Origin of the sequence: Streptomyces gardneri, from assembly GCF_006539185.1 — a bacterium.
Taxonomy (GTDB): domain Bacteria; phylum Actinomycetota; class Actinomycetes; order Streptomycetales; family Streptomycetaceae; genus Streptomyces; species Streptomyces gardneri.
The window spans coordinates 110,778-131,801 of record NZ_BJMN01000014.1 but is presented as its reverse complement, the minus strand read 5'-3'; the positions used below and the strand labels follow the sequence as shown (position 1 = coordinate 131,801).

At 73.3% G+C, this 21,024-nt stretch carries 14 protein-coding genes; 7 read left to right on the top strand and 7 right to left on the bottom strand.

Annotation, left to right across the window (positions count from 1 at the left end; genetic code table 11):
- Positions 1 to 9: 9 nt before the first annotated feature.
- Entirely contained in the window at positions 10 to 2,211 is a 2,202-nt protein-coding gene (gene glgX / locus SGA01_RS12555; protein ID WP_141296607.1) for a glycogen debranching protein GlgX, read from the top strand.
- Positions 2,212 to 2,235: 24 nt separating this feature from the next.
- On the opposite strand, the gene SGA01_RS12550 is transcribed toward glgX, so the two are convergent.
- Genes SGA01_RS12550 through SGA01_RS12535 form a run of 4 tightly spaced genes read right to left on the bottom strand, consistent with a single transcriptional unit; the run spans position 2,236 to position 5,866 of the window.
- Entirely contained in the window at positions 2,236 to 2,880 is a 645-nt protein-coding gene (locus tag SGA01_RS12550; protein ID WP_141296605.1) for a response regulator, read from the bottom strand.
- Complete coding sequence (locus tag SGA01_RS12545) at positions 2,877 to 4,187, bottom strand: sensor histidine kinase (RefSeq protein WP_141296603.1); 1,311 nt, start codon at positions 4,185 to 4,187, stop codon at positions 2,877 to 2,879. The genes SGA01_RS12550 and SGA01_RS12545 overlap by 4 nt, the downstream gene beginning before the upstream one ends.
- A gap of 27 nt (positions 4,188 to 4,214) precedes the next feature.
- Complete coding sequence (locus SGA01_RS12540) at positions 4,215 to 4,964, bottom strand: ABC transporter permease (protein WP_141296601.1); 750 nt, start codon at positions 4,962 to 4,964, stop codon at positions 4,215 to 4,217.
- The gene (locus SGA01_RS12535) at positions 4,961 to 5,866 is read right to left on the bottom strand and encodes an ABC transporter ATP-binding protein (RefSeq protein WP_141296599.1); all 906 of its coding nucleotides are present in this window, start codon (positions 5,864 to 5,866) and stop codon (positions 4,961 to 4,963) included. Before SGA01_RS12535 ends, SGA01_RS12540 begins: the two co-directional genes overlap by 4 nt.
- Positions 5,867 to 6,015: 149 nt before the next feature.
- Between SGA01_RS12535 and SGA01_RS12530 the strand changes: the two genes are divergently transcribed.
- On the top strand, positions 6,016 to 7,809 hold the full coding sequence (locus SGA01_RS12530; RefSeq protein ID WP_141296597.1) for an ABC transporter ATP-binding protein: 1,794 nt from the start codon (positions 6,016 to 6,018) through the stop codon (positions 7,807 to 7,809).
- A complete protein-coding gene (locus SGA01_RS12525) occupies positions 7,806 to 9,659 on the top strand; it encodes an ABC transporter ATP-binding protein (RefSeq protein WP_141296595.1) in 1,854 nt (617 codons plus the stop codon). Before SGA01_RS12530 ends, SGA01_RS12525 begins: the two co-directional genes overlap by 4 nt.
- Positions 9,660 to 9,837: 178 nt before the next feature.
- Here SGA01_RS12525 and SGA01_RS12520 read toward each other — a convergent pair whose 3' ends face one another.
- Positions 9,838 to 11,337: an MFS transporter gene (locus SGA01_RS12520; RefSeq protein ID WP_141296593.1), complete on the bottom strand. Its 1,500-nt coding sequence runs from the start codon at positions 11,335 to 11,337 to the stop codon at positions 9,838 to 9,840.
- Positions 11,338 to 11,463: 126 nt separating this feature from the next.
- Here SGA01_RS12520 and SGA01_RS12515 point away from each other — a divergent pair, with 126 nt between their 5' ends.
- The 4 genes from SGA01_RS12515 to SGA01_RS12500 all read left to right on the top strand — a co-directional run bounded on the left by SGA01_RS12515 (position 11,464) and on the right by SGA01_RS12500 (position 16,973).
- Positions 11,464 to 12,408 (top strand): TetR/AcrR family transcriptional regulator C-terminal domain-containing protein, encoded by a 945-nt coding sequence (locus tag SGA01_RS12515; protein WP_141296591.1) that lies wholly within the window; start codon positions 11,464 to 11,466, stop codon positions 12,406 to 12,408.
- Positions 12,409 to 12,631: 223 nt separating this feature from the next.
- Positions 12,632 to 14,662: a M4 family metallopeptidase gene (locus tag SGA01_RS12510; protein WP_141296589.1), complete on the top strand. Its 2,031-nt coding sequence runs from the start codon at positions 12,632 to 12,634 to the stop codon at positions 14,660 to 14,662.
- A gap of 123 nt (positions 14,663 to 14,785) precedes the next feature.
- Positions 14,786 to 15,463: a response regulator gene (locus SGA01_RS12505; protein ID WP_141296587.1), complete on the top strand. Its 678-nt coding sequence runs from the start codon at positions 14,786 to 14,788 to the stop codon at positions 15,461 to 15,463.
- Positions 15,456 to 16,973, top strand: a complete 1,518-nt coding sequence (locus SGA01_RS12500) for a sensor histidine kinase (protein ID WP_141296585.1) — start codon at positions 15,456 to 15,458, stop codon at positions 16,971 to 16,973. Before SGA01_RS12505 ends, SGA01_RS12500 begins: the two co-directional genes overlap by 8 nt.
- 22 nt (positions 16,974 to 16,995) lie before the next feature.
- Here SGA01_RS12500 and glgP read toward each other — a convergent pair whose 3' ends face one another.
- Positions 16,996 to 19,551: an alpha-glucan family phosphorylase gene (gene glgP, locus SGA01_RS12495; protein ID WP_141296583.1), complete on the bottom strand. Its 2,556-nt coding sequence runs from the start codon at positions 19,549 to 19,551 to the stop codon at positions 16,996 to 16,998.
- Positions 19,552 to 19,690: 139 nt separating this feature from the next.
- Positions 19,691 to 21,016, bottom strand: coding sequence for an FAD-dependent monooxygenase (locus tag SGA01_RS12490; protein WP_141296581.1), 1,326 nt, complete (start codon positions 21,014 to 21,016; stop codon positions 19,691 to 19,693).
- Positions 21,017 to 21,024 lie beyond the last annotated feature (8 nt).

The window sequence follows — 21,024 nt, the reverse complement described above, 5'->3', positions numbered from 1 at the left end:
GCCGGGACGGTGTCGAGCGCAGCCGAGCAGGAGGCGGTACAGGAGCATGCCCTGGAACGGGCCCGACCGCCGGTCTGGCCGGGGGCGCCGACGCCGCTCGGCGCCCGGTGCCGGGTCGGTCCTGGCGGGGTGACGGGCACCAACTTCGCCTTGTGGGCGGGGGGCGCGGAGGCCGTGGAGCTGTGCCTCTTCGACGCGGACGGCACGGAGCGGCGGCTGCCGCTGACCGAGCTGACCCATGAGATCTGGCACGGCTTCGTGCCCGGGGTCGGTGCCGGGCAGCGGTACGGCTACCGGGTGCACGGCCGCTGGGACCCGTGGACGGGTGCCCGCTGGAACCCGGCGAAGCTGCTCCTCGACCCGTACGCACGCGCGGTGGAGGGAGACTTCTCGCTGCCGCCCGAGGTGTACGGGCATGTGCGGGACTGGCCGCAGCAGCATGTCGCCGACACCGTCCGGGACGACCGGGACTCCGCCCCGTACGTCCCCAAGGGGGTCGTCGTCCAGGACGACGACGACTGGTCGGACGACCGCAGGCCGAAGACGCCCTGGCAGGACTCGGTCATCTACGAGCTGCACGTGAAGGGCTTCACCCAGCAGCACCCGGGCATCCCTGAGCGGCTCCGCGGCACGTACGCGGGGCTCGCGCACCCGGCGGCCATCGAGCATCTCGTACGGCTCGGGGTGACGGCGGTCGAGCTGCTGCCCGTCCACCAGTTCGCGCACGAGGACCATCTGCTCCGGCGCGGGCTGAGCAACTACTGGGGGTACAACTCCCTCGGCTACTTCGCCCCGCACGCCGCCTACTCCTCCTCCGGGACGACCGGGCAGCAGGTCGGCGAGTTCAAGCGGATGGTGCGGGCGCTGCACGCGGCCGGCATCGAGGTCATCCTCGACGTCGTCTACAACCACACGGCGGAGGCGGGCGAGCTGGGCCCCACCCTCTCCCTCAAGGGCATCGACAACCGCGGCTACTACCGGCTGCAGTCCGACGCCCGCCGGTACGCCGACTACACGGGCTGCGGCAACACGCTGCACGTCGTGCAGCCGCAGGTGCTGCGGCTCATCACCGACTCGCTCCGCTACTGGGTCACGGAGATGGGGGTCGACGGCTTCCGCTTCGACCTGGCGGCGGCGCTGGCCCGCTCGATGCACGACGTCGACATGCTGTCCCCGTTCCTGGCCGTGATCGCCCAGGACCCGGTGCTCCGCCGGGTCAAGCTCATCGCCGAGCCCTGGGACGTGGGCAACGGCGGCTACCAGGTGGGCGCCTTCCCACCCCTGTGGACGGAGTGGAACGACCGCTACCGGGACGCCGTACGGGACTTCTGGCGGGGCGCGCTGCCCGATGTGCGGGACCTCGGCTACCGGCTCTCCGGCTCCAGCGACCTCTACGCCTGGGGCGGCCGGCGGCCGTACGCCTCGGTCAACTTCGTCACCGCGCACGACGGCTTCACGCTCCGGGACCTCGTCACGTACGAGCGGAAGCACAACGAGGCCAACGGCGAGGGGAACCGGGACGGCACCCACGACAACCGCTCCTGGAACTGCGGCGCCGAGGGCGAGACCGACGACCCCGGGATCCAGGCGCTGCGGCTCCGCCAGCTCCGCAACCTCCTCACCACCCTGCTCCTGTCGACCGGGGTGCCGATGCTCGTCGCCGGCGACGAGATGGGCCGCACCCAGGGCGGCAACAACAACGCCTACTGCCAGGACAACGAGATCGGCTGGCTCGACTGGTCGCTGCCGGACGACCCGGGGCGGGCCCAGCTCCTCGCCCTGACCCGCCGGCTGCTCGCCCTGCGCCACCGCCACCCGGTGCTGCGTCGCCGGGCCTTCTTCTCGGGGCGGGCGCAGGGCGCGGACGGGCTGCGGGACCTGGCCTGGTTCGGCGCGGACGGCGGCGAGATGACGGAGCGGGACTGGTACGCGCCGACGGCGACGCTCGGCCTCTACCTCTCGGGCCGGGACATCCCGGGCCGGGACGAGCGCGGGGAGCAGATCACCGACGACAGCTTCCTCGCCGTCCTGCACGCCGGCCACACGCCGCTGGAGTTCCGGCTGCCGGGGCCGCCCTGGGCTGAGTCGTACGAACTCCTCGTCGACACCACCCGGGAGGACCAGTCGCGGGCGCCGGGCACGGTGCACCGGGGCGGCGGGACGATCACGGTGGGCGCGCGCTCGACGGTGCTGCTGCGGGTCAGGGAGTGAGGCGGGGCGGGCCGGGGGCGGGTGTCAGCCGCAGCCCAGGATCCCCCGGTCGTAGCCGGCGGCGACGGCGGCCGCCCGGTCCTTGACCCCCAGCTTGCCGTAGATGTGCGTGAGATGGGTCTTGACGGTGGCCTCGCTGATGAAGAGCTCGGCGGCGATGGCGCGGTTCGCGGTGCCCTTCGCGACGAGGCCGAGGATCTCGCTCTCGCGGGCGGACAGGGTGGTGTCGGCGACGGCGACCGGCTTGCGGACGGCGGTGACCAGGCGGGTGGCGACGGCCGGGGAGAGGACGGTGCGGCCCTCGGCGGCGGACCGCACGGCCGCGAACAGCTCCTCGCGCGGCGCGTCCTTGAGGAGGTAGCCGGTGGCGCCCGCCTCGATCGCCGGGAGGGTGTCGGTGTCCGTGTCGTACGTGGTGAGGACGAGGACCCGCGAGCGGGCGCCGAGGCGGGTGAGCTCGGCGATGGCGTCGACGCCGTTGCCGCCGGGCATGCGCAGGTCCATGAGGACGACGTCCGGGTCGAGGCGCAGGGCGAGTTCGACGGCCTCGACGCCTCCGGAGGCCTCGCCGAGGACGCGGAAGCCGGAGCCGGCCGCGGTGAACATGCCGCGCAGGCCGTCCCGTACGACGGGGTGGTCGTCGACGATCAGAAGGGTGATGTCGGTCATGGCGCGCTCCACGGTACGCGAGCGGAGATCGCCGTGCCCTCGCCCGGTGAGGTCTCCACGGCGACGGAGCCGGTGAGCCGTTCGGCCCGGGCCCGCATGCCGTCGAGACCGAACCCCCCGCCCGTACGGTCCCGTCCCGCGAGGGCGTGCGGGTCGAAGCCTCGGCCGTCGTCCCGCACGTCGAGGGTGATCTCGTCGTCCATGTAGGAGAGGGTGACGCCGGCCCGGGAGGCGCCGGAGTGGCGGGCGGCGTTGGACAGGGCCTCCTGGGCGATCCGCAGGAGGGTGGCGGCGACCTCGTCGTGGAGGGGGAGCTCGGTGCCCGTGACGGTGAACCGGGTGTCGCACCCGGTGCGCTCGGCCCAGTCGGCGACGGTCTTGCGGAGGGCCTCGGGCAGGGTGTCGTGCTCCAGGGCGGCCGGGCCGAGGTTCCGCACGGAGCGGCGGGCCTCGCCAAGACTGTCCCGGGCGAGGCCGGCGGCCCGCCGGAGGTGGACGTCGGCCCGCTCGCGGTCGGGGGTGGCGGTCGCGGCCTGGAGCTGGGCGATGACGCCGGTGAGGCCCTGCGCGATGGTGTCGTGGATCTCGGCGGCGAGGCGGCGGCGCTCGTCGGCGACCCCGGCCTCCCTGGCCTGGAGGACGAGTTGGGCCTGAAGGGCGGCGTTCTCGGCGAGGGCCTGTTCGAGGCGGGCGTTGGCGCGACCGAGTTCGGCGATGGTGGTGGCGCGTTCGGCGGCCCTCTCGGCCTCCTTGGCGGCGAGGTGGGAGAAGACGGCGGTGAGGGAGAGGTTGAGGGCGAACAGCCCGCCGAAGGCCAGCCAGTTGAGAGGGGTGGCGGGCGGCAGTCCACCGGACTGGGAGCCGGCCATGGTGACGGCGGTGACGAGGAGTCCGGCGCGGGAGACGCGGCGGGGCAGGAGGTGTTCGGTGTCGAAGTAGCCCATGCAGGCGTAGATCGCGAAGAAGGGGTTGAGCCAGGTGAGGGCGAACGCGAGGGCGGTACGGAGGGTGAAGTAGGCGACGGAGGCGGGCCCGGGCGCCCCGTGCACGAGGACGGGCGCCGTCCCGGGCTGTTCGCCGTCGGGGCCGGGCCTCGTCTCCCGCGGGCCCGCGCTCCGGGCGCAGTGGCGGTCCCATCCCACCTGGAGGACGAGCGCGGCGAGCACCAGGGCTCCGGCGGCGGCCTTCTCGCCGTCGCTCATCAGCAGGTCCGCCGCCGCGGCGGCGATGGCGGTGGCGGCGGCGAGCAGCCCGTAGGGCCCCCAGCGGAAGAACTGGCGCCAGCGCTCCTCGACGGTGGTGGGCATCGGCCCCTCTCCCTCACTCACGCGCGGTCACTGCCAGCGGAACCAGCGCACCGAGGCGGCGGTCAGCACGACCGTCCACACCCCGGTCACGGTGAGCGCGGCCCAGCCGGGCCAGCCGCCGGAGGCGGCCGTGTCCAGCGCCTGGGAGGCGGCACCGAACGGCGTGAGCTGGACGATCCGCTGCACTGTATCCGGCATGGCCTGGACGGGCACCCAGACGCCCGCGGTGAACATGGTCGGGAAGAAGACGGCCGAGCCGACGGCCGTGGCGATCTTCTGCGTGCGGGACACCGCGCACACGGCGCCGCCGAGCGCGAGGCCGCCCGCCACGGCGAGGAGCAGGGCGAGGGCGTAGCCGGGGAGGTTCTCCGGCAGGGCGACGCCGAAGGCGAGCCGCCCGGCCGCGATCACGAGCAGCGCCGAGGCGAGCGCAGCGGCGGCGTGCAGCGCGAGCTGGGCGGTGAGCAGCGCTCCGGGGCGTACGGGCGTGGTGGACATCCGGCGCAGGATGCCGCGCTCGCGGTAGCCGGCGAGGACCGGGGGCATGGCCTGGAGTCCCGACATGATCAGGGCGAAGAGGACGGCGACGGGGACGTAGAGGTCGATGACCCGGCGTCCGCCGAGGTCGTCGGAGGCCTCCTGGAAAGAGGGGATCAGGCCGAGGATCACGAGCAGGACGGTCGGCGAGACCATCACCCAGAACAGGGAGCCGGGTTCGCGGGCGAAGAGCCGGGCCTCGGTCCTGAGGACGCTGCGGGTGGCGGTGGCGGCACTCATCGGAGGTCGGCTCCTGTCAGGTCGAGGAAGGCGTCGTCGAGGGTGGCGTCACTGACCCGGAGCTGGCCGGCCGTGACGCCGCGGCGGGCGAGGAGGGAGACGAAGGCGTCGACGGTCTCGTCGGTGCCGTGGACGACGGTCCGTCCCTCCCTCGTCTCCACGCCCGCCGCCCCCGGCAGCGCGCGGAGGTCCGCCGGGTCGAGCGGGGTGCGCGCGGCGAAGGAGATCTCCTTGGCGGTGGACGAGCGCCCGATCAGTCCGTCGGGGGTGTCGAGCGCGGCGACCCGGCCCCGGTCGATGACGGCGATCCGGTCGCAGAGGCGCTGCGCCTCCTCCATGAAGTGGGTGACGAGCAGGACGGTCACGCCGCCCGCGCGGACGGACTCGACGAGCGACCAGGCCTCGCGGCGGGCACGGGGGTCGAGACCGGTGGTGAGCTCGTCGAGGACGACGACCCTGGGGTTGCCGATCAGCGCGAGGGCGATGAAGAGCCGCTGCTTCTGCCCGCCGGAGAGCTTCCCGAACCGGGTCCTCAGGTGCGGCAGCAGCCCGAGCCGCTCGGCGAGCTCCTGCCGGTCGGCGGGCCGCTCGTAGAAGGAGGCGTACAGGTCGAGCGCCTCACGGACGGTCAGTTTGGCCTGGAGTTCGCTCTCCTGGAGCTGGACGCCGAGGACGCGGGTGACCTCGGCACGCTGCGCGACGGGGTCGTACCCGCAGACGCGCACCAGCCCCTCGTCGGGGGTCCGCAGTCCCGCGACACACTCCACGGTGGTGGTCTTGCCGGCGCCGTTGGGCCCGAGGATCCCGAAGATCTCCCCTTCGCCGACGTCGAAGGAGACCCCGTCGACGACCTTCCGGTCGCCGTACGCCTTGTGCAGTCCCTGCACCTCGATCGCTGTCATGCCCCGAGCCTGCCGATCCGGCCGGGCCGCCGGTATCGGCCATCGCGCTCGAAAGCGGCATCAACCGATCGGCTGATGCCGCTACGACCTCCGGGGGCGCGGGAAAACCGGATGAGACGTGTCAGTGGTGAACCGTATGGTCGGACCTGATGCCCGAGAAACCCTTGCCCCCAGAGACCTCCCCCGACCGTTCGGCGATCCGCGTGCTGCTCCGGCTGTGGCCGTACGTCCGGCCCGTGCGGGCGCGGCTGTTCACCGCGGCGATCGTCGCGATCGTCGCTTCCTGTCTGTCGCTCGTCATCCCGCTCGTCCTGAAGTGGATGGTCGACGGGCCCATCACCGACCGCGACCCTGGCGGTGTGTGGCTGGGGGCGCTCTACCTCCTCCTGCTCGGCATCGCCGAGGCCGTCCTCTTCGGGTACCGGCGCTGGCTGGTGTCACGGCCGCTCGCCGGGGTCGAGGCACGGATGCGGTCCGATCTGTACCGCAGGCTCCAGCGGCTGCCGATCGCCTTCCACGACCGGTGGGCCTCGGGGCAGCTGCTCTCGCGCGGCACGACCGACCTCATGCTGGTCCGGATGTTCCTCGCCTTCCCGCTGACCTTCCTGCTGGTCAACGGCGTGACGATCCTCGCCGGTTATGTGCTGCTGCTCGCCCAGGACTGGTCGCTCGGCCTGGTGCTGCTCACGCCCGTCGTACCGCTGGTGATCGTCTGCTCGCTCTTCGAGGGCCGCTACGGGGTCGTGGCGCGGCGCGCCCAGGACCAGGTCGGCGATCTGACGACGGTCGTCGAGGAGAGCGTCCTCGGCATCCGGATCGTCAAGGGCTTCGGCCGGCACCGCAGCCAGGCGAAGGCCTTCCGTGAACTCGCCGGACAGCTCCGCGGCACGGAGCTGGTCAAGGCCCGGCTGCTCGCCATGATCTGGGCGGTCATCACGGTCGTACCCGAGCTGGCCATCGGGGCGGCGCTGGTCCTCGGCACCGTGCAGGTCGCGGACGGCGACCTGTCGGCGGGCACGCTCGTCGCGTTCCTGTCGACGGCGCTCGCGCTGCGCTGGCCGGTCGAGTCGATCGGCTTCCTGCTCGCGATGAGCCAGGAGGCGGCGACCGCGACGGAACGGTACTTCGAGGTGATGGACGCGCACGAGGAGCCGGAGACGTCGGCGTCCTCGACCCCGGCGGACAGCTCGGACGGGGTGCGGTTCGAAGGGGTGTCCTTCCACTACCCGGACGCCCCGGAAGGGTCACCGCCCGTCCTGGACGGCATCGACCTCCACATCCGCCCCGGCGAGACCCTGGCCCTGGTCGGCTCCACCGGTTCCGGCAAGACGACGCTCACCGCGCTCGTCCCGCGCCTGCACGAGGCGACCGGCGGGCGGATCCTGCTGGACGGCGAGGACATCGCCCTGATGGAGCGGGAGCGGCTGAGGACCCTGGTGTCGGTGGCCTTCGAGGAGCCGACGCTGTTCTCGGCGAGCGTCGGGGAGAACGTCCTGATGGGCGCCGGGGCCGGGGCCGGCGAGCCGGAGCTGCGGCGCGCCCTCGGCGTCGCCCAGGCGGACGGCTTCGTGGACCGGCTGCCGGAGGGCACGGCGACGCAGGTGGGCGAACAGGGCCTGAGCCTCTCGGGCGGTCAGCGCCAACGTCTGGCGCTGGCGCGCGCGGTGGTCGGCAGACCCCGCTTCCTGGTCCTCGACGACCCCCTCTCGGCGCTCGACGTGCACACGGAGGCACGGGTGGAGGCGGCCCTGCGGGAGGTCCTCCGCGAGACGACGGCACTGGTCGTGGCCCACCGCCCGTCGACGGTGATGCTGGCCGACCGGGTGGCGCTGCTCTCACAAGGCCGCATCACGGCCGTGGGCACCCATCAGGAACTGCTGCGGAGCAGCGAGGAGTACGCCTGGCTGATGTCCGGCGAGGACGAGGGGAACGAACACCGATGACGGACACGACCGTCGCGCCCACGAGCGAACCCCCGGCATCGCTCCCCGAGTCACCGCCCTCGGACCCCTTCGACCGCGACGACCTGCCGACGCCCCCGGGCGCCACGGGCGCGCTGCTGCGTTCCCTCCTCGCCACCCACCGGCTGCGGGTCACGGCCGCCGCGCTCGTCCTCCTCCTCAAGGAGGCGGCGGTCCAGGCGGGCCCGCTGCTCGTCGCGTACGCCATCGACCGGGGCGTCCCGGCCTTCCGCGCGGGTGACCACGGCCCGGTGGTGGCGGTCGCGCTCGGCTACCTCCTGTGCGCCGCGCTCTCGGGAGTGCTCCAGTACGCCTTCGTACGGGTGGCGGCCCGCGTCAACCAGGACGTGCTGCTCGACCTCCGGGGCCGGATCTTCCGCCATGCCCAGGTCCTGAGCGTGGACTTCCACGAGCGCTACACCTCGGGCCGGCTGATCTCCCGCTCCACGACGGACGTCGAATCGCTGCGCGAGCTGCTCTCGGAGGGGCTCCAGGAACTGATCGGCGTGGTCCTCTCCTTCGTCTCCATCTCCGTGATCCTGCTCTGGCTTGACCTCGGCATCGGAGCGGTGGCCGTGGCGTCCTTCGCCCCGCTGTACCTCCTGGTACGGATCTACCGCCGCCGCGCGGGCGCGGTCTACGCGGAGCGGTCCACGGCGATCGCCGGCGTGATCGTGAAGTTCGCGGAGACGATGAACGGGATCCGCCCGGTCAGGGCCTTCCGCCGCGAGCAGCAGAACGACGCCGAGTTCGCGGTACTGAACCACCGCCACGAGCGCAGCAACGGCGACGCGCTCCTGGAGATGGCCCGCTACGTGGTCGGTTCGCGGCTCGTGGCGAACACGGCGGTGGCCGGGATGGTCCTGTGGGGCGCGTACCGGGTCGCGGACGGCACGCTCGAACTGGGCGTCCTGGCTGCGGCGGTGCTGTACATGCGGCGCCTGTACGACCCGATCGACCGCCTGGGCATGTTCCTCAACTCGTACGAGTCGGCGGCGGCCAGCCTCGCCAAGATCGCGGGCCTCCTGGCCCAGAAGCCGGGCGTCCCGGAGACGACGGCGCCGAAGGAGCTGCCGGACCGCGAGGGCACACCGGGCCGTGAGGTGGTCTTCGAGAAGGTCCGCTTCGCCTACCGGACGGGCGGCGAGGTGCTGCCCGCGTTCGACCTGAGGATCCCGGCGGGCCAGACGGTGGCGGTGGTGGGCGCGACGGGCGCCGGGAAGTCCACCCTGGCCAAGCTGCTGTCCCGCTTCTACGACCCGACGGACGGCCGGGTCCTCCTCGACGGCGTCGACCTCAGGGACCTGACCACACCCACCCTCCGCCGAGGCGTCGTCATGGTGACCCAGGAGGCGTTCCTCTTCTCCGGCACGGTGGCGGAGAACATCGCGATCGGCCGCCCGGACGCGACCCGCGAGGAGATCGAGGAAGCGGCCAGGGCCATCGGGGCACACGAGTTCATCACCACCCTCCCGGACGGCTACGACACGGACGTACGCAAGCGGGGCGGCCGGATCTCGGCCGGCCAGCGCCAACTGGTGGCGTTCGCGAGGGCACTTCTCGCGGACCCGGCGGTCCTGATCCTGGACGAGGCGACGAGTTCGCTGGACGTGCCGGGAGAGCGGGCGGTGCAGCGGGCGATGGACACGGTCCTGGCGGGCCGCACGGCGGTGGTCATCGCCCACCGCCTGTCGACGGTAGAGGTGGCGGACCGGGTCCTCGTCATGGAATCGGGCAGGATCGTCGAGGACGGCACGCCCAGGACCCTGGTATCGGGCGAGGGCCACTACGCGGGCCTGCACAAGGCATGGCGGGACAGCCTGGTGGGCTGAAAGGAACCCAGGCGGTCACCGCTCCACCGGCGGGAGTGGGGGACGTGGAGGGGGTCGTGTTCGGGACGTAAAGCGTGATTTGTGGCGCAGAGAGACTTCAAGCCATCCGGCACCCGAGGGCGCCGTAAATCATGCAGTCCCGAACGCGACCCCCGGAACGTCCCCCACGCACCACCCCTCAGGAACGCCCCCGCAACAACCCGACCGCCAACAAGCCGGCGAGGACCATCAACACGGCAGCCCCCAAGGCGGCACCCCCCATGGCCTCGACGAAGGCACCACGGGCGGCATCGAGAACATCCGCAGGCCCCGACAGCGCACCCCCCAACGTCTCCCGAGCGGCGGCGGGAGCCGAGGGCGGCATCGCCGCGGTGTAGACGGCCGCCCCGATGGACCCGAGGATCGCCATCCCGAGCGCCCCGCCCAGCTCCTGCCCCGATTCGAGGACGGCGGCGGCCGACCCCGCGCGCTCGGGCGGCGCGGCGCCGAGGGCGAGTTCGTTGGCGAGGGTCATGGCGGAGACGAGCCCGGCGGCGTAGACGGCACTGGCCACGAGGACCGCCCAGAAGGGCGTGGCGCGGTCGATCGCGGCGAGCCAGGCGAAGCCGCCGGCGGAGACGAGGAACCCGCCGCCCATGACGTACGCCCGGTCGACCCGGCGGGCGAGCGTCGCGGCCACCGGGGCGGCGACGAGGACGCCGAGGGCGGGTACGAGGCTCCACAGGGCCGCTTCGAAGGGGCTCTGGCCGAGGACGGACTGCAGGTACTGGGTGAGGAAGACGGCGAAGCCGACGGTCGCGACCATGGCGAGCAGGTTGACGAGGACGGAGCCGCCGTAGGCCCGGGTGCGGATCAGCCCGAGGTCGACCATGGGGTGGGCGAGCCGGGCCTGGCGGCGGACGAAGACGAGGCAGAGCAGCAGTCCACCGGTCACCCCGAGAGCGGGCAGCGGCGCCCAGCCGTCCTTGGCGAGTTCCTTGATCCCGTAGATCAGGGGCAGCAGCGCGGCAAGCGAGATCCCGCCGCTCACCAGGTCGAACGGCCCACGGCCGGCGGCCGGCGCCTTGGACTCGGGAAGCAGCAGGGGTCCGAGGACGAGGAGGAGCGCCATCGCGGGGAGGTTGACGAGGAAGACGGACCCCCACCAGAAGTGCTCGACGAGCGCGCCGCTGACGACGGGCCCGAGGGAGATGCCGCTCGCCATGACGGCGGTCCACGCGGTGACGGCCTTGGCGCGCTGGGCCGGGTCCTGGAAGAGGTTGCGGATGAGGGCGAGGGTCGCGGGCATGAGACAGGCGCCGGCGAGGCCGAGGAGGGCGCGGGCGGCGATCAGGGCGCCGGGGCTGTGGGCGTAGGCGGCGGCGACGGAGGCGACCCCGAAGAGGGCGGCGCCGCCGAGGAGGAGCCGGCGGCGCCCGAGGCGGTCGCCGAGGGCGCCCATGGTGACGAGGAGTCCGGCGAGGACGAAGCCGTAGGTGTCGAGGATCCAGAGCTGTTCGGTGGCTCCGGGGGCCAGGTCGGCGCTGATGGAGGGGATGGCGAAGTAGAGGACGGAGACGTCCATGGAGACGAGGAGCAGGGGCAGCATGAGGACGCCGAGGGCGGCCCATTCGCGCCGTCCGGCACGGACGGGTCCGGGTCCCGCGGTGTCGTGCCCGGGGTGTGCGGTGAGTGTCATGGGAGCAAGGAAGCAGCGCCGGGCGTACAAGACCACTCCCGCCCTAGTGCACCGGGAGGAAAACCCCCAACAGGCCTTCTGCCACAAGGCGTACGCCGTCCCGACCGCACTAGTACACTCCGCCCGGTGACGAACGAGCCGCCCTACCTCGCCATCGCCGCCGAGCTCCGCCGCCGCATCCGGTCCGGCGAGCTGTCGCCTGGCGACCGGGTGCCGTCGACGCGGGCGGTCACGCGGGAGTGGGGCGTGGCGATGGCGACGGCCACGAAGGCGCTGGGGGTGCTGCGCCAGGAGAGTCTGGTGCGGCCGGAGCCGGGGGTGGGCACGGTCGTCCTCGCTCGGACGGGACGCGGCACGGGATCGGACACGGGATCGGGCGCGGGATCGGGCGCGGGCCCGGAGCCGGAGCCGCTCTCAAGGGAGCGGCTGGTGGCGGCGGCGCTGGAACTCGCCGACGCCGAGGGGCTGAACGGCCTGACGATGCGCCGGGTGGCGACGGCGCTCGGGGTGTCGACGATGACGCTGTACCGGCATGTGCCGGGCAAGGCGGAGCTGGTGCGGCTGATGGCGGACGCGGCCTGCGGCGAGGTGCCGTTGGGGCCGGTGCCGCCGGAGTGGCGGGTGGGTCTGGAGCGGGGGGCGCGGTGGCTGCGCGGGGTGTACTCGCGGCACCGGTGGATGGCGCACGCGATGGCCTCGTTCACGCGGCCGGTCGCGACGCGGAACGCGATGGCGTACACGGAGTGGGTGCTGCGGTCGCTGCGGGGCACTCCGCTGACGCACACGGAGAAGCTCCACGCGCATCTGCTGATCTTCGCCTACGTGCAGGGGCTGTCGATGGCGGACGATCTGGAGGAGCAGGCGCGGCAGGACACGGGGATCTCCGACGGCGAGTGGATGGAACAGAATGAGCCACGCTTCGACGCGATCCAAGCGGGCGGTTCCTACCCCGAGCTGAACTCGGTGACGAGTGGCGGCGGCTTCGGTCTGGACCTCGACGCGCTCTTCGAATTCGGGCTTCAGCGAACTCTGGACGGCATCGCGTCCATGATCGACGAAACGTCCGGTTAACGAACACGGACGTACGGGCAGCGGACGACTTCCGGCCAACTTGCTGACGCACTCATGACAGGTACCCGTCAGTCCTGTCACTCTCTCCCCGGTTCTTCGCATCACTGTTCGCTGCTTCACCCGGACGTGTTGCACAGCTCCGAACGTGCTCCACAGCTCTCCTTGCTCCGCCCGGACGGACCCCACCCAGTCCGCCGGTACCCCCCTCGCAAAAGGAGTCTGCGTGAGATCCACGCCCAGCCGTCGCGCCACCGCGACCGGCGCTCTGATCGCTGCCGCCGCCATGCTCGCCGTGAGCGTCCAGACGGGGTCCGCCACCGCGGCCGACGATCCCTGGACCATCGCCCCGAAGTCCCAGAAGGGCACCTCGGCGAACCCCGGCAAGCTCCCGGCCGACCTCACCCCCGCCGAGCGCACCGCGCTCATCAAGGCCGCCGACGCCGACAAGGCCGCCACGGCCAAGGCGCTCGGCCTCGGCGCCCAGGAGAAGCTGGTCGTCCGTGACGTCGTGCAGGACCGCGACGGCACGACCCACACGCGCTACGAGCGCACCTACGCCGGCCTTCCGGTGCTCGGCGGTGACCTGATCGTCGCCGAGACCAAGGGCGGCGCGACCGCCTCGGTCACCAAGTCCTCCCGCGCGGAGCTGAAGAACGTCGACCTCACGGCGACCGTCGCCCCGGCCGCCGCCGAGAAGCAGGCCGTCGGCATCGCCGCGGCGGACGGCTCGAAGAAGACGGACGCCGAGCGCGCCCCGCGCAAGGTCGTCTGGATGGCCAAGGGCGCCCCCGTCCTCGCGTACGAGACCGTCGTCGGCGGCCTCCAGCACGACGGCACCCCGAACGAGCTGCACGTCGTGACGGACGCCAAGAGCGGCGCGAAGCTGTACGAGTGGCAGGCCGTGCACACCGGCACGGGCAACACCCAGTACAGCGGCCAGGTCACCCTCGGCACCGCGCCCTCGTACACGCTCACCGACACGACTCGCGGCAGCCACAAGACGTACAACCTCAACGGTGGTTCGTCGGGCACCGGGACGCTGTTCAGCAACACCACGGACGTCTGGGGCAACGGGACTCCGCAGAACAAGGAGACCGCGGGCGCCGACGCGCACTACGGCGCCGCGCTCACCTGGGACTACTACAAGAACGTGCACGGCCGCTCCGGCATCCGCGGTGACGGCGCCGGCGCGTACTCCCGGGTCCACTACGGCAACGCCTACGTCAACGCCTTCTGGCAGGACTCCTGCTTCTGCATGACCTACGGCGACGGCGCGGGCAACACCAAGCCGCTCACGTCCATCGACGTGGCCGCGCACGAGATGACGCACGGCCTCACGTCCGTCACCGCCGGCCTGGTCTACAGCGGCGAGTCCGGCGGCCTCAACGAGGCCACCTCGGACATCTTCGCCGCGGCCGTCGAGTTCTACGCCAACAACAGCCAGGACCAGGGCGACTACCTCGTCGGCGAGAAGATCGACATCCGCGGCAACGGCACGCCGCTGCGCTACATGGACAAGCCGAGCAAGGACGGCTCCTCCAAGGACTACTGGTACTCGGGCATCGGCAACGTCGACGTCCACTACTCCTCGGGTCCGGCGAACCACTGGTACTACCTGCTCTCCGAGGGCAGCGGCACCAAGACCGTCAACGGCGTGAACTACGACTCGCCGACCTCCGACGGCCTGCCCGTCACCGGCATAGGCCGGGACAAGGCCTCGCTGATCTGGTTCAAGGCGCTCACCACCAAGTTCAACTCCTCCACCAACTACGCCGGCGCCCGCACGGGCACCGTCGCGGTGGCCACGGAGCTGTACGGCGCCAACAGCCCCGAGGTCCTCGCCGTCCAGCACGCCTGGGCCGGTGTGAACGTCGGTACCCGTCCGGGTGGCGGCGAGCCGCAGCCGGGCAAGGTCTTCGAGAACGCGGCCGACGTGTCCATCCCGGACAACGGCGCCGCGGTGACCTCGACGGTCAACGTCACCGGCATCGCCGGCAACGCCCCCTCCACCCTCAAGGTGGACGTGGACATCGTCCACACCTACCGCGGTGACCTCGTGGTCGACCTCGTCGCCCCCGACGGCTCGGCCTACAGCCTGAGCAACCGGTCCGGCGGCAGCGCCGACAACATCGTCCAGACCTACACCGTGAACGCCTCCTCGGAGGTCGCCAACGGCGCCTGGAAGCTCCGCGTCCAGGACAAGGCCTCGATCGACACCGGCTACATCAACAACTTCAAGCTGACCTTCCCGTAAGCGGGAAGGCCCGCGGAGCCGCAAGGCCCGCAGAGCCTGAAGTGATGTGACGGAAGCCCGGAGGGAACGTTCCCTCCGGGCTTCCGCGCGTCTGCACACCCCTGTCTGCATACCCTGGGACCCATGATCAGGGTGCTGCTGGCGGACGACGAGACGATGATCAGGGCCGGGGTCCGGGCCATCCTCACCACCGACCCCGGGATCGAGGTGGTCGCCGAGGCCGGCGACGGCCACGAGGCCGTGGAGCTCGCCCGGCTGCACCGGCCCGACGTCGCCCTGCTCGACATCCGGATGCCCCGCCTCGACGGGCTCGGCGCCGCCGCGGAGCTGCGCGGGACCGTCCCGGACACGGCCGCCGTCATGCTCACCACCTTCTCCGAGGACGCCTACATCGCCCGGGCGCTCGCCCTCGGCGTCAGCGGCTTCCTGCTCAAGTCCGGGGACCCGCGCGAACTCATCGCCGGGGTCCGGGCCGTGGCGACCGGCGGCGCCGCCCTCTCCCCCGCCGTCGCCCGCCGGGTCATCGACACCCTCGGCGGCGAGCGCCTCGGCCGGGCCGCCGAGGCACGGGCGCGCCTGGAACCGCTCACCGGCCGCGAGCGGGAGGTCGTCGGCCTCCTCGGCGCCGGGCTCTCCAACCAGGAGATCGCGGACCGCATGTACGTCGTCGAGGGCACCGTCAAGGCGCATGTGAGCGCCGTCCTGGCCCGCCTGGGACTCCGCAACCGCGTCCAGCTCGCGGTCCTCGCGTACGAGGCGGGCATGGTCCCCGGCGATCCCCTCGGGAACCCGGATGCGTGAGCGTCTCTTCGACCTGGGGCTGTGGCTGCTGCTGTGCGTCCCGGTGCTGCTGAGGTCGGACCCCAACGACGGCGGGAGCTGGCCGCAGGTCGCGCTCGGCGTCACGGTGCTCGGCGGCTGCGTCGCGGTCAGCCGGAGATGGCCGCTGGCGCCGATCGCGGTGACGGTCGCGCTGAGCCTGCCCGCCACCCTGGAGCTGTTCACCCCCTCGTACAGCCTCGCCCTCATCGCCTTCGGCTATCTCGCGGGGCGCCGCCAGGAGCACACCCGGGGCGCGCTGTGGCTGTTCGGCGCGGTGGCCGCCGTCGGGCTGTTCCTCACCCGGCTCACCGCCACCTCGCTCGGCCAGTGGTTCACGCTGCTCCTCGCGCTGGCCCTGGCGATCGTCGCGCCGTGGCTGATCGGCCGTTACGTCCGCCAGTACGACCGTCTCGTGCACAGCGGCTGGGAGCTCGCCGTCCGGATGGAGCGGGAGCAGGCGGCCGTCGCCGACCGGGAGAGGCTGCGGGAACGCTCCCGGATCGCGGGGGACATGCACGACTCCCTCGGCCACGACCTGGCCCTGATCGCGGTCCGCGCGGGCGCCCTGGAGGTCGATCCGGCGCTCGGCCCCGACCAGCAGCACGCGGCCGGCGAACTGCGCCGCGCGGCGGCCGACGCGACGGCCCGCCTCCGGGACGTCATCGGCGTCCTGCGCCAGCCCGACGAGGACCCGGCGCCGACGGCCCCGGGCGGCGAACCCGTCGAGGAACTCGTCTCCCGCGCCCGCGCCTCGGGCCTCGCGGTCACCCTCACCGTGACCGGGGAGGGACACGAGCCGGACGGGATGGCCGGCTGGGCGCTGCACCGCGTCGTCCGGGAGGCGCTCACCAACGCGGCCAAGCACGCGCCGGGCGGCAGCGTGGCCGTCCGGGTCGACGCCGGCCCGGAGCGCGTCGCCGTGGACGTCGTCAGCGGTCCCGGTGCGGCGGGGTCGCCGCTCGCCTCGGGCGGCACCGGACTCGTCGGCCTCGACGAGCGCGTACGGCTCGCGGGCGGGGCCCTGACCCACGGACCCACGCCCGACGGGGGCTTCGCGGTCCGCGCGACCCTGCCGCGCCGGACGCCCCCCGGCGGCCCGGCCGCGCCGGCGGCGCCCACCTCGGCCCGGGAGCTGGACCGGGTCCGCCGCGAGGTCCGCAAGGGCCTCGCCCAGGCCATCTGGATCCCGCTCGCGCTGCTCGCCGCGCTCGGCCTGCTCATGGTGGGGGTCGCGCTGTGGACCCAGCACCAGTCGTACCTGGAGCCGGACGACTACGGGCGGATGCGGATCGGCCAGACGCTCACCGCGATCACCGAGGCCGAGGACCTGCCCGACCATCCGCTGGACGGCCCGCCGAAGGGCGTTCCGGCGGAGCCGCCCGGCATGGACGAGTGCCGGTACTACCGCTCCACGCTGCTCGCCGCGGTCCCGGTGTACCGGCTCTGCTTCACCGCAGGGCACCTCGCCGACAAGGCCGAGGTGCGCTGAGGCCGTCCGGTGGAGCGCCCGCCTACCGCAGCAGGCAGCCCGCGCCCTCCCCCGCCGTCTCCTCCGGCAGGGCCACGAGCCCCGGTTCGGCCTGGTGGGCGAGGAGCGGGTGGGCGGGCAGGACGCGGACCGTGCAGCCGAAGGAGCCGGTGCGGTCGAGTTCCAGGGTGCCGGCATACGGCTGCCGGCCCTCCAGGTCCGGGCGGCCCGCCGGCTTCAGCGGGACGGTACGGGTGTCCGCGAGGGTGTCGTCGGCGTCGACCCGGCCGGTGACGGCCTGCACCTCGACGTCGTCGGGGCCCAGTTCGCCGAGGGCCACCCGGACCCGGACGACCGGGGTCGAGCCGAGCTCCGCGTCCGCCAGGTCGTCCGCGAGCCCGTCGCCGACCTCGACGTGGTCGACGGACACCTTGGGCCAGGCCTCCCTGACCCGGGCCTTCCAGGCCGCGAGCTCCCGCGCCCGGTCCGGGGTGAGCGCCCGGCGGGCGTCGGCGGCGGGGACGTACAACCGCTCGACGTACTCGCGGACCATCCGGTCGGCGAGGACCTTCGGGCCGAGGTCGGCGAGGGTTCGCCGGACCATCGCCGTCCAGCCGGCCGGCACCCCGTCGGGGCCCCGGTCGTAGAAGCGGGGGGCGACCCGGCGCTCGATCAGCTCGTAGAGGGCGGCCGCCTCCAGGTCGTCCCGGCGGTCCTCGTCCGCGGCGGCGGCGCCGTCGGCGGTGGGGATGGCCCAGCCGAAGTCGGGCTCGAACCACTCGTCCCACCAGCCGTCGAGGACGGAGAGGTTGAGGCAGCCGTTGAGCGCGGCCTTCATGCCGCTGGTGCCGCAGGCCTCCAGGGGGCGCAGCGGGTTGTTGAGCCAGACGTCGCAGCCGGGGTAGAGGCCGCGGGCCATCTCCATGCCGTAGTCGGGGAGGAAGACGATCCGGTGCCGGATCCTGGGGTCGTCGGCGAAGCGGACCAGCTCCTGCACGAGCCGCTTCCCGCCGTCGTCGGCGGGGTGCGCCTTGCCGGCGACGACGAGCTGCACGGGCCGCTCGGGGTGGAGCAGCAGGGCGCGCAGCCGGTCCTTGTCCCGGAGCATGAGCGTGAGCCGCTTGTACGAGGGGACGCGGCGGGCGAAGCCGATGGTGAGGACGTCGGGGTCGAGGACGGAGTCGGTCCAGCCGAGTTCGGCGGCGGCCGCTCCGCGCTGGCGCCAGGAGGCCCGCAGCCGTGCCCGTACGTCGGTCACGAGCCGTTCGCGCAGGGTGCGGCGCAGCTCCCACAGCTCGCCGTCGGTGGCGTCGGGGCCGAGCCGGCCGACCTCGGGGGCGACCCAGGTGGGGGCGTGGACGCCGTTGGTGATGGAGGTGATGGGCACCTCGTCGGCGTCGAATCCCGGCCAGAGTCCGGCGAACATGGCGCGGCTGACGGCGCCGTGGAGGGTGGAGACGCCGTTGGCGCGCTGGGCGAGGCGCAGCCCCATGGCGGCCATGTTGAAGACGCCGGGTTCGCCGCCGAGCGGGGTCTCGTCGCCGAGCGCGAGGACGCGTCCGGTGTCGACGCCGGGGAGGGCGCCGTCCTCGCCGAGGTGGCGGGCGACCAGGCTCCGGTCGAAGCGGTCGATGCCGGCCGGGACGGGGGTGTGGGTGGTGAAGACGGTCCCGGCCCTGACGGTCTCCAGGGCGCTGTCGAAGTCGAGCCCCTCTCCCTGGAGTTCGCGGATGCGTTCGAGCCCGAGGAGCCCGGCGTGGCCCTCGTTGGTGTGGAAGACCTCGGGGTCGGGGGTGCCGGTGAGCCGGGTGTACGTGCGGACGGCGCGGACGCCGCCGATGCCGAGGAGCATCTCCTGGAGGAGCCGGTGCTCGCTGCCGCCGCCGTACAGCCGGTCGGTGACGCTCCGTTCGCCGGGGGCGTTCTCCTCGACGTCGGAGTCGAGCATGAGCAGCGGGACGCGGCCGACCTGGGCGATCCAGATGTGGGCGTGCAGGCTGCGCCCGCCGGGCAGGGCGAGGGTGACCCGGGCGGGGGCGCCGTCGGCCTCGCGGAGCAGGGTGACGGGCAGCTCGCCCGGGTCGAGGACGGGGTACTGCTCCTGCTGCCAGCCGTCGCGGCCGAGGGACTGCCGGAAGTAGCCGTGCCGGTAGAGCAGGCCGACGCCGACGAGGGGGACGCCGAGGTCGCTGGCGGACTTGAGGTGGTCCCCGGCGAGGATGCCGAGGCCGCCGGAGTACTGGGGCAGGGCCGCGGCGACGCCGAACTCGGGCGAGAAGTACGCGACGGCCGCCGGGGGCCGGCCCGGTTGTCCCTGGTACCAGCGGGGGGCGTGCAGATAGGTGTCGAGGTCCTCGGCGGCGGCGGTCAGCCGGGCCAGGAAGTCCCGGTCGGCGGCGAGCGCGGAGAGCCGGGGGGCTTCGAGGGCGCCGAGGACCCGGACGGGGTCGGCGCCGGTCCGGCTCTCCGGGGCGAGCGAGTCGAAGAGCGCGCGGGTGGGTTCGTGCCAGGACCAGCGCAGGTTGTGCGCGAGGTCGGCGAGGGGTCGAAGGGTGTCGGGGAGGACGGGACGCACGGTGAATCGACGGATTGCCTTCACGTGTTCCACCTTCGCAGGCGAGTACGGAGCGGAGTGGACGCACCACGCTGTGCGTCCGTCGTTCCGCTCCGACGTTAGGACATGTCGCCCCGCCGGGCCACGGCGCGTCGGCGCGCGTGGCGTGTCGGCAGGGCGTCTTTCAGCCGAGGGCGGGGAGCGGCACCTCGTACGGGGAGCCCTGGTTGACCGTGTCCGGGTCGAAGGCGCCCGCGGTGGCGTACCGTCCGGCGACGGCGGCGAGCTCCTCGGCCGGGACGACGTCGTGGATGTCGGTGAAGCCGTGCGGGGCGCGCTCGTGGGCGAGGGCGATGACGGCCTCGGGGCCGAGCCGCCGGTTGGCGCGCTGGAGTGCGGTCATGGCGGGCCGGCGTTCGGCCTCGTACGCGGCGAGGCCCTCGGCCGGGTCGTCGTGCCGGGCGAGGGCGTGGGCGAGGGCGCGGGCGTCGACGATCGACTGGGTGGCGCCGTTGGAGCCGGTCGGGTGCATGGCGTGGGCGGCGTCGCCGACGAGGGTGGTCCGGCCGTGGGTCCAGCGGTCGAGGGGTTCGCGGTCGACCATCGGGTACTCGTACGCGGAGTCGGCGGCTCGCAGGATGTCGGGGACGCGGACGCCGTCGAACTCCCAGCCCTCGTAGAAGGGGAGGAAGGTCTCCACGGGCACGGGCCGGTCCCAGTCGCCGCGGAGCCTCGTCTCGGCGGAGGCGCATCCGGTCTCCGCCGGGCGGGCCAGCGCCCAGTTCACCAGGACCTCCCGCCCCGGTCCCGTCGGCCTGCCCATCGGGTACACCACGGCCTTCTGGCGGTCGTCGCCCGCGATGAGCATGAAGGAGCCGATGGCCCGCGCCGGTATCCGGGACACCCCCCGCCACACCAGCATCCCGTTCCACGGCGGCCCGCCCTCGCCCGGGTGGAGCGCCGCCCGGACCGCCGACCGGATGCCGTCCGCGCCCACCAGCACGTCCGGTTCGAGCGAGGCCCGGCCCCGGACGGCTCCCGACCGGTGTTCCAGGCGCAGCCGCGGCCGGCCGTCCGGCAGCGGCTCCACGCCGCTGACCCGGACCCCCGTCACGAGCGCCGCCGCGCCGAGCCTGGCCCGGACCGCGCCCGCGAGGACCTGCTGGAGGTGCGCGCGGTGCACCGAGAGCTGCGGCCAGCGGTGGCCTGCGCCGAGTCCGCGCGGCTCGCGGGATATCAGCCCGCCCGAGCGGTGGTAGTAGCGCAGTTCGCGGGTGCGCAGGGCGCCCGCCTCCAGCGCGTCGAGCAGGCCGAGGGCGTCCAGTTCGCGGACGGCGTTCGGCATCAGGTTGAGCCCGGCGCCCATGGGCCGGATCGCGGCGGCCGCCTCGACGACCGTGACGCGCTCGAATCCGGCGGCGTGCAGGGAGAGGGCGGTGGTGAGCCCGGCGATGCCGCCGCCGGCGATCACGATGTGCGGGCTCCGGCCGTAGGCAGTGTGCAGGGACATCGTGTGCT

Coding starts and splice junctions, on each gene's coding strand:
- SGA01_RS12505 (WP_141296587.1), top strand. CDS start 14,786: ATGATCAGGGTGCTGCTGGCGGACGACGAGACGATGATCAGGGCCGGG.
- SGA01_RS12545 (WP_141296603.1), bottom strand. CDS start 4,187: ATGCCCACCACCGTCGAGGAGCGCTGGCGCCAGTTCTTCCGCTGGGGG.
- SGA01_RS12540 (WP_141296601.1), bottom strand. CDS start 4,964: ATGAGTGCCGCCACCGCCACCCGCAGCGTCCTCAGGACCGAGGCCCGG.
- SGA01_RS12530 (WP_141296597.1), top strand. CDS start 6,016: ATGCCCGAGAAACCCTTGCCCCCAGAGACCTCCCCCGACCGTTCGGCG.
- SGA01_RS12525 (WP_141296595.1), top strand. CDS start 7,806: ATGACGGACACGACCGTCGCGCCCACGAGCGAACCCCCGGCATCGCTC.
- SGA01_RS12490 (WP_141296581.1), bottom strand. CDS start 21,016: ATGTCCCTGCACACTGCCTACGGCCGGAGCCCGCACATCGTGATCGCC.
- SGA01_RS12550 (WP_141296605.1), bottom strand. CDS start 2,880: ATGACCGACATCACCCTTCTGATCGTCGACGACCACCCCGTCGTACGG.
- SGA01_RS12535 (WP_141296599.1), bottom strand. CDS start 5,866: ATGACAGCGATCGAGGTGCAGGGACTGCACAAGGCGTACGGCGACCGG.
- SGA01_RS12500 (WP_141296585.1), top strand. CDS start 15,456: ATGCGTGAGCGTCTCTTCGACCTGGGGCTGTGGCTGCTGCTGTGCGTC.
- SGA01_RS12520 (WP_141296593.1), bottom strand. CDS start 11,337: ATGACACTCACCGCACACCCCGGGCACGACACCGCGGGACCCGGACCC.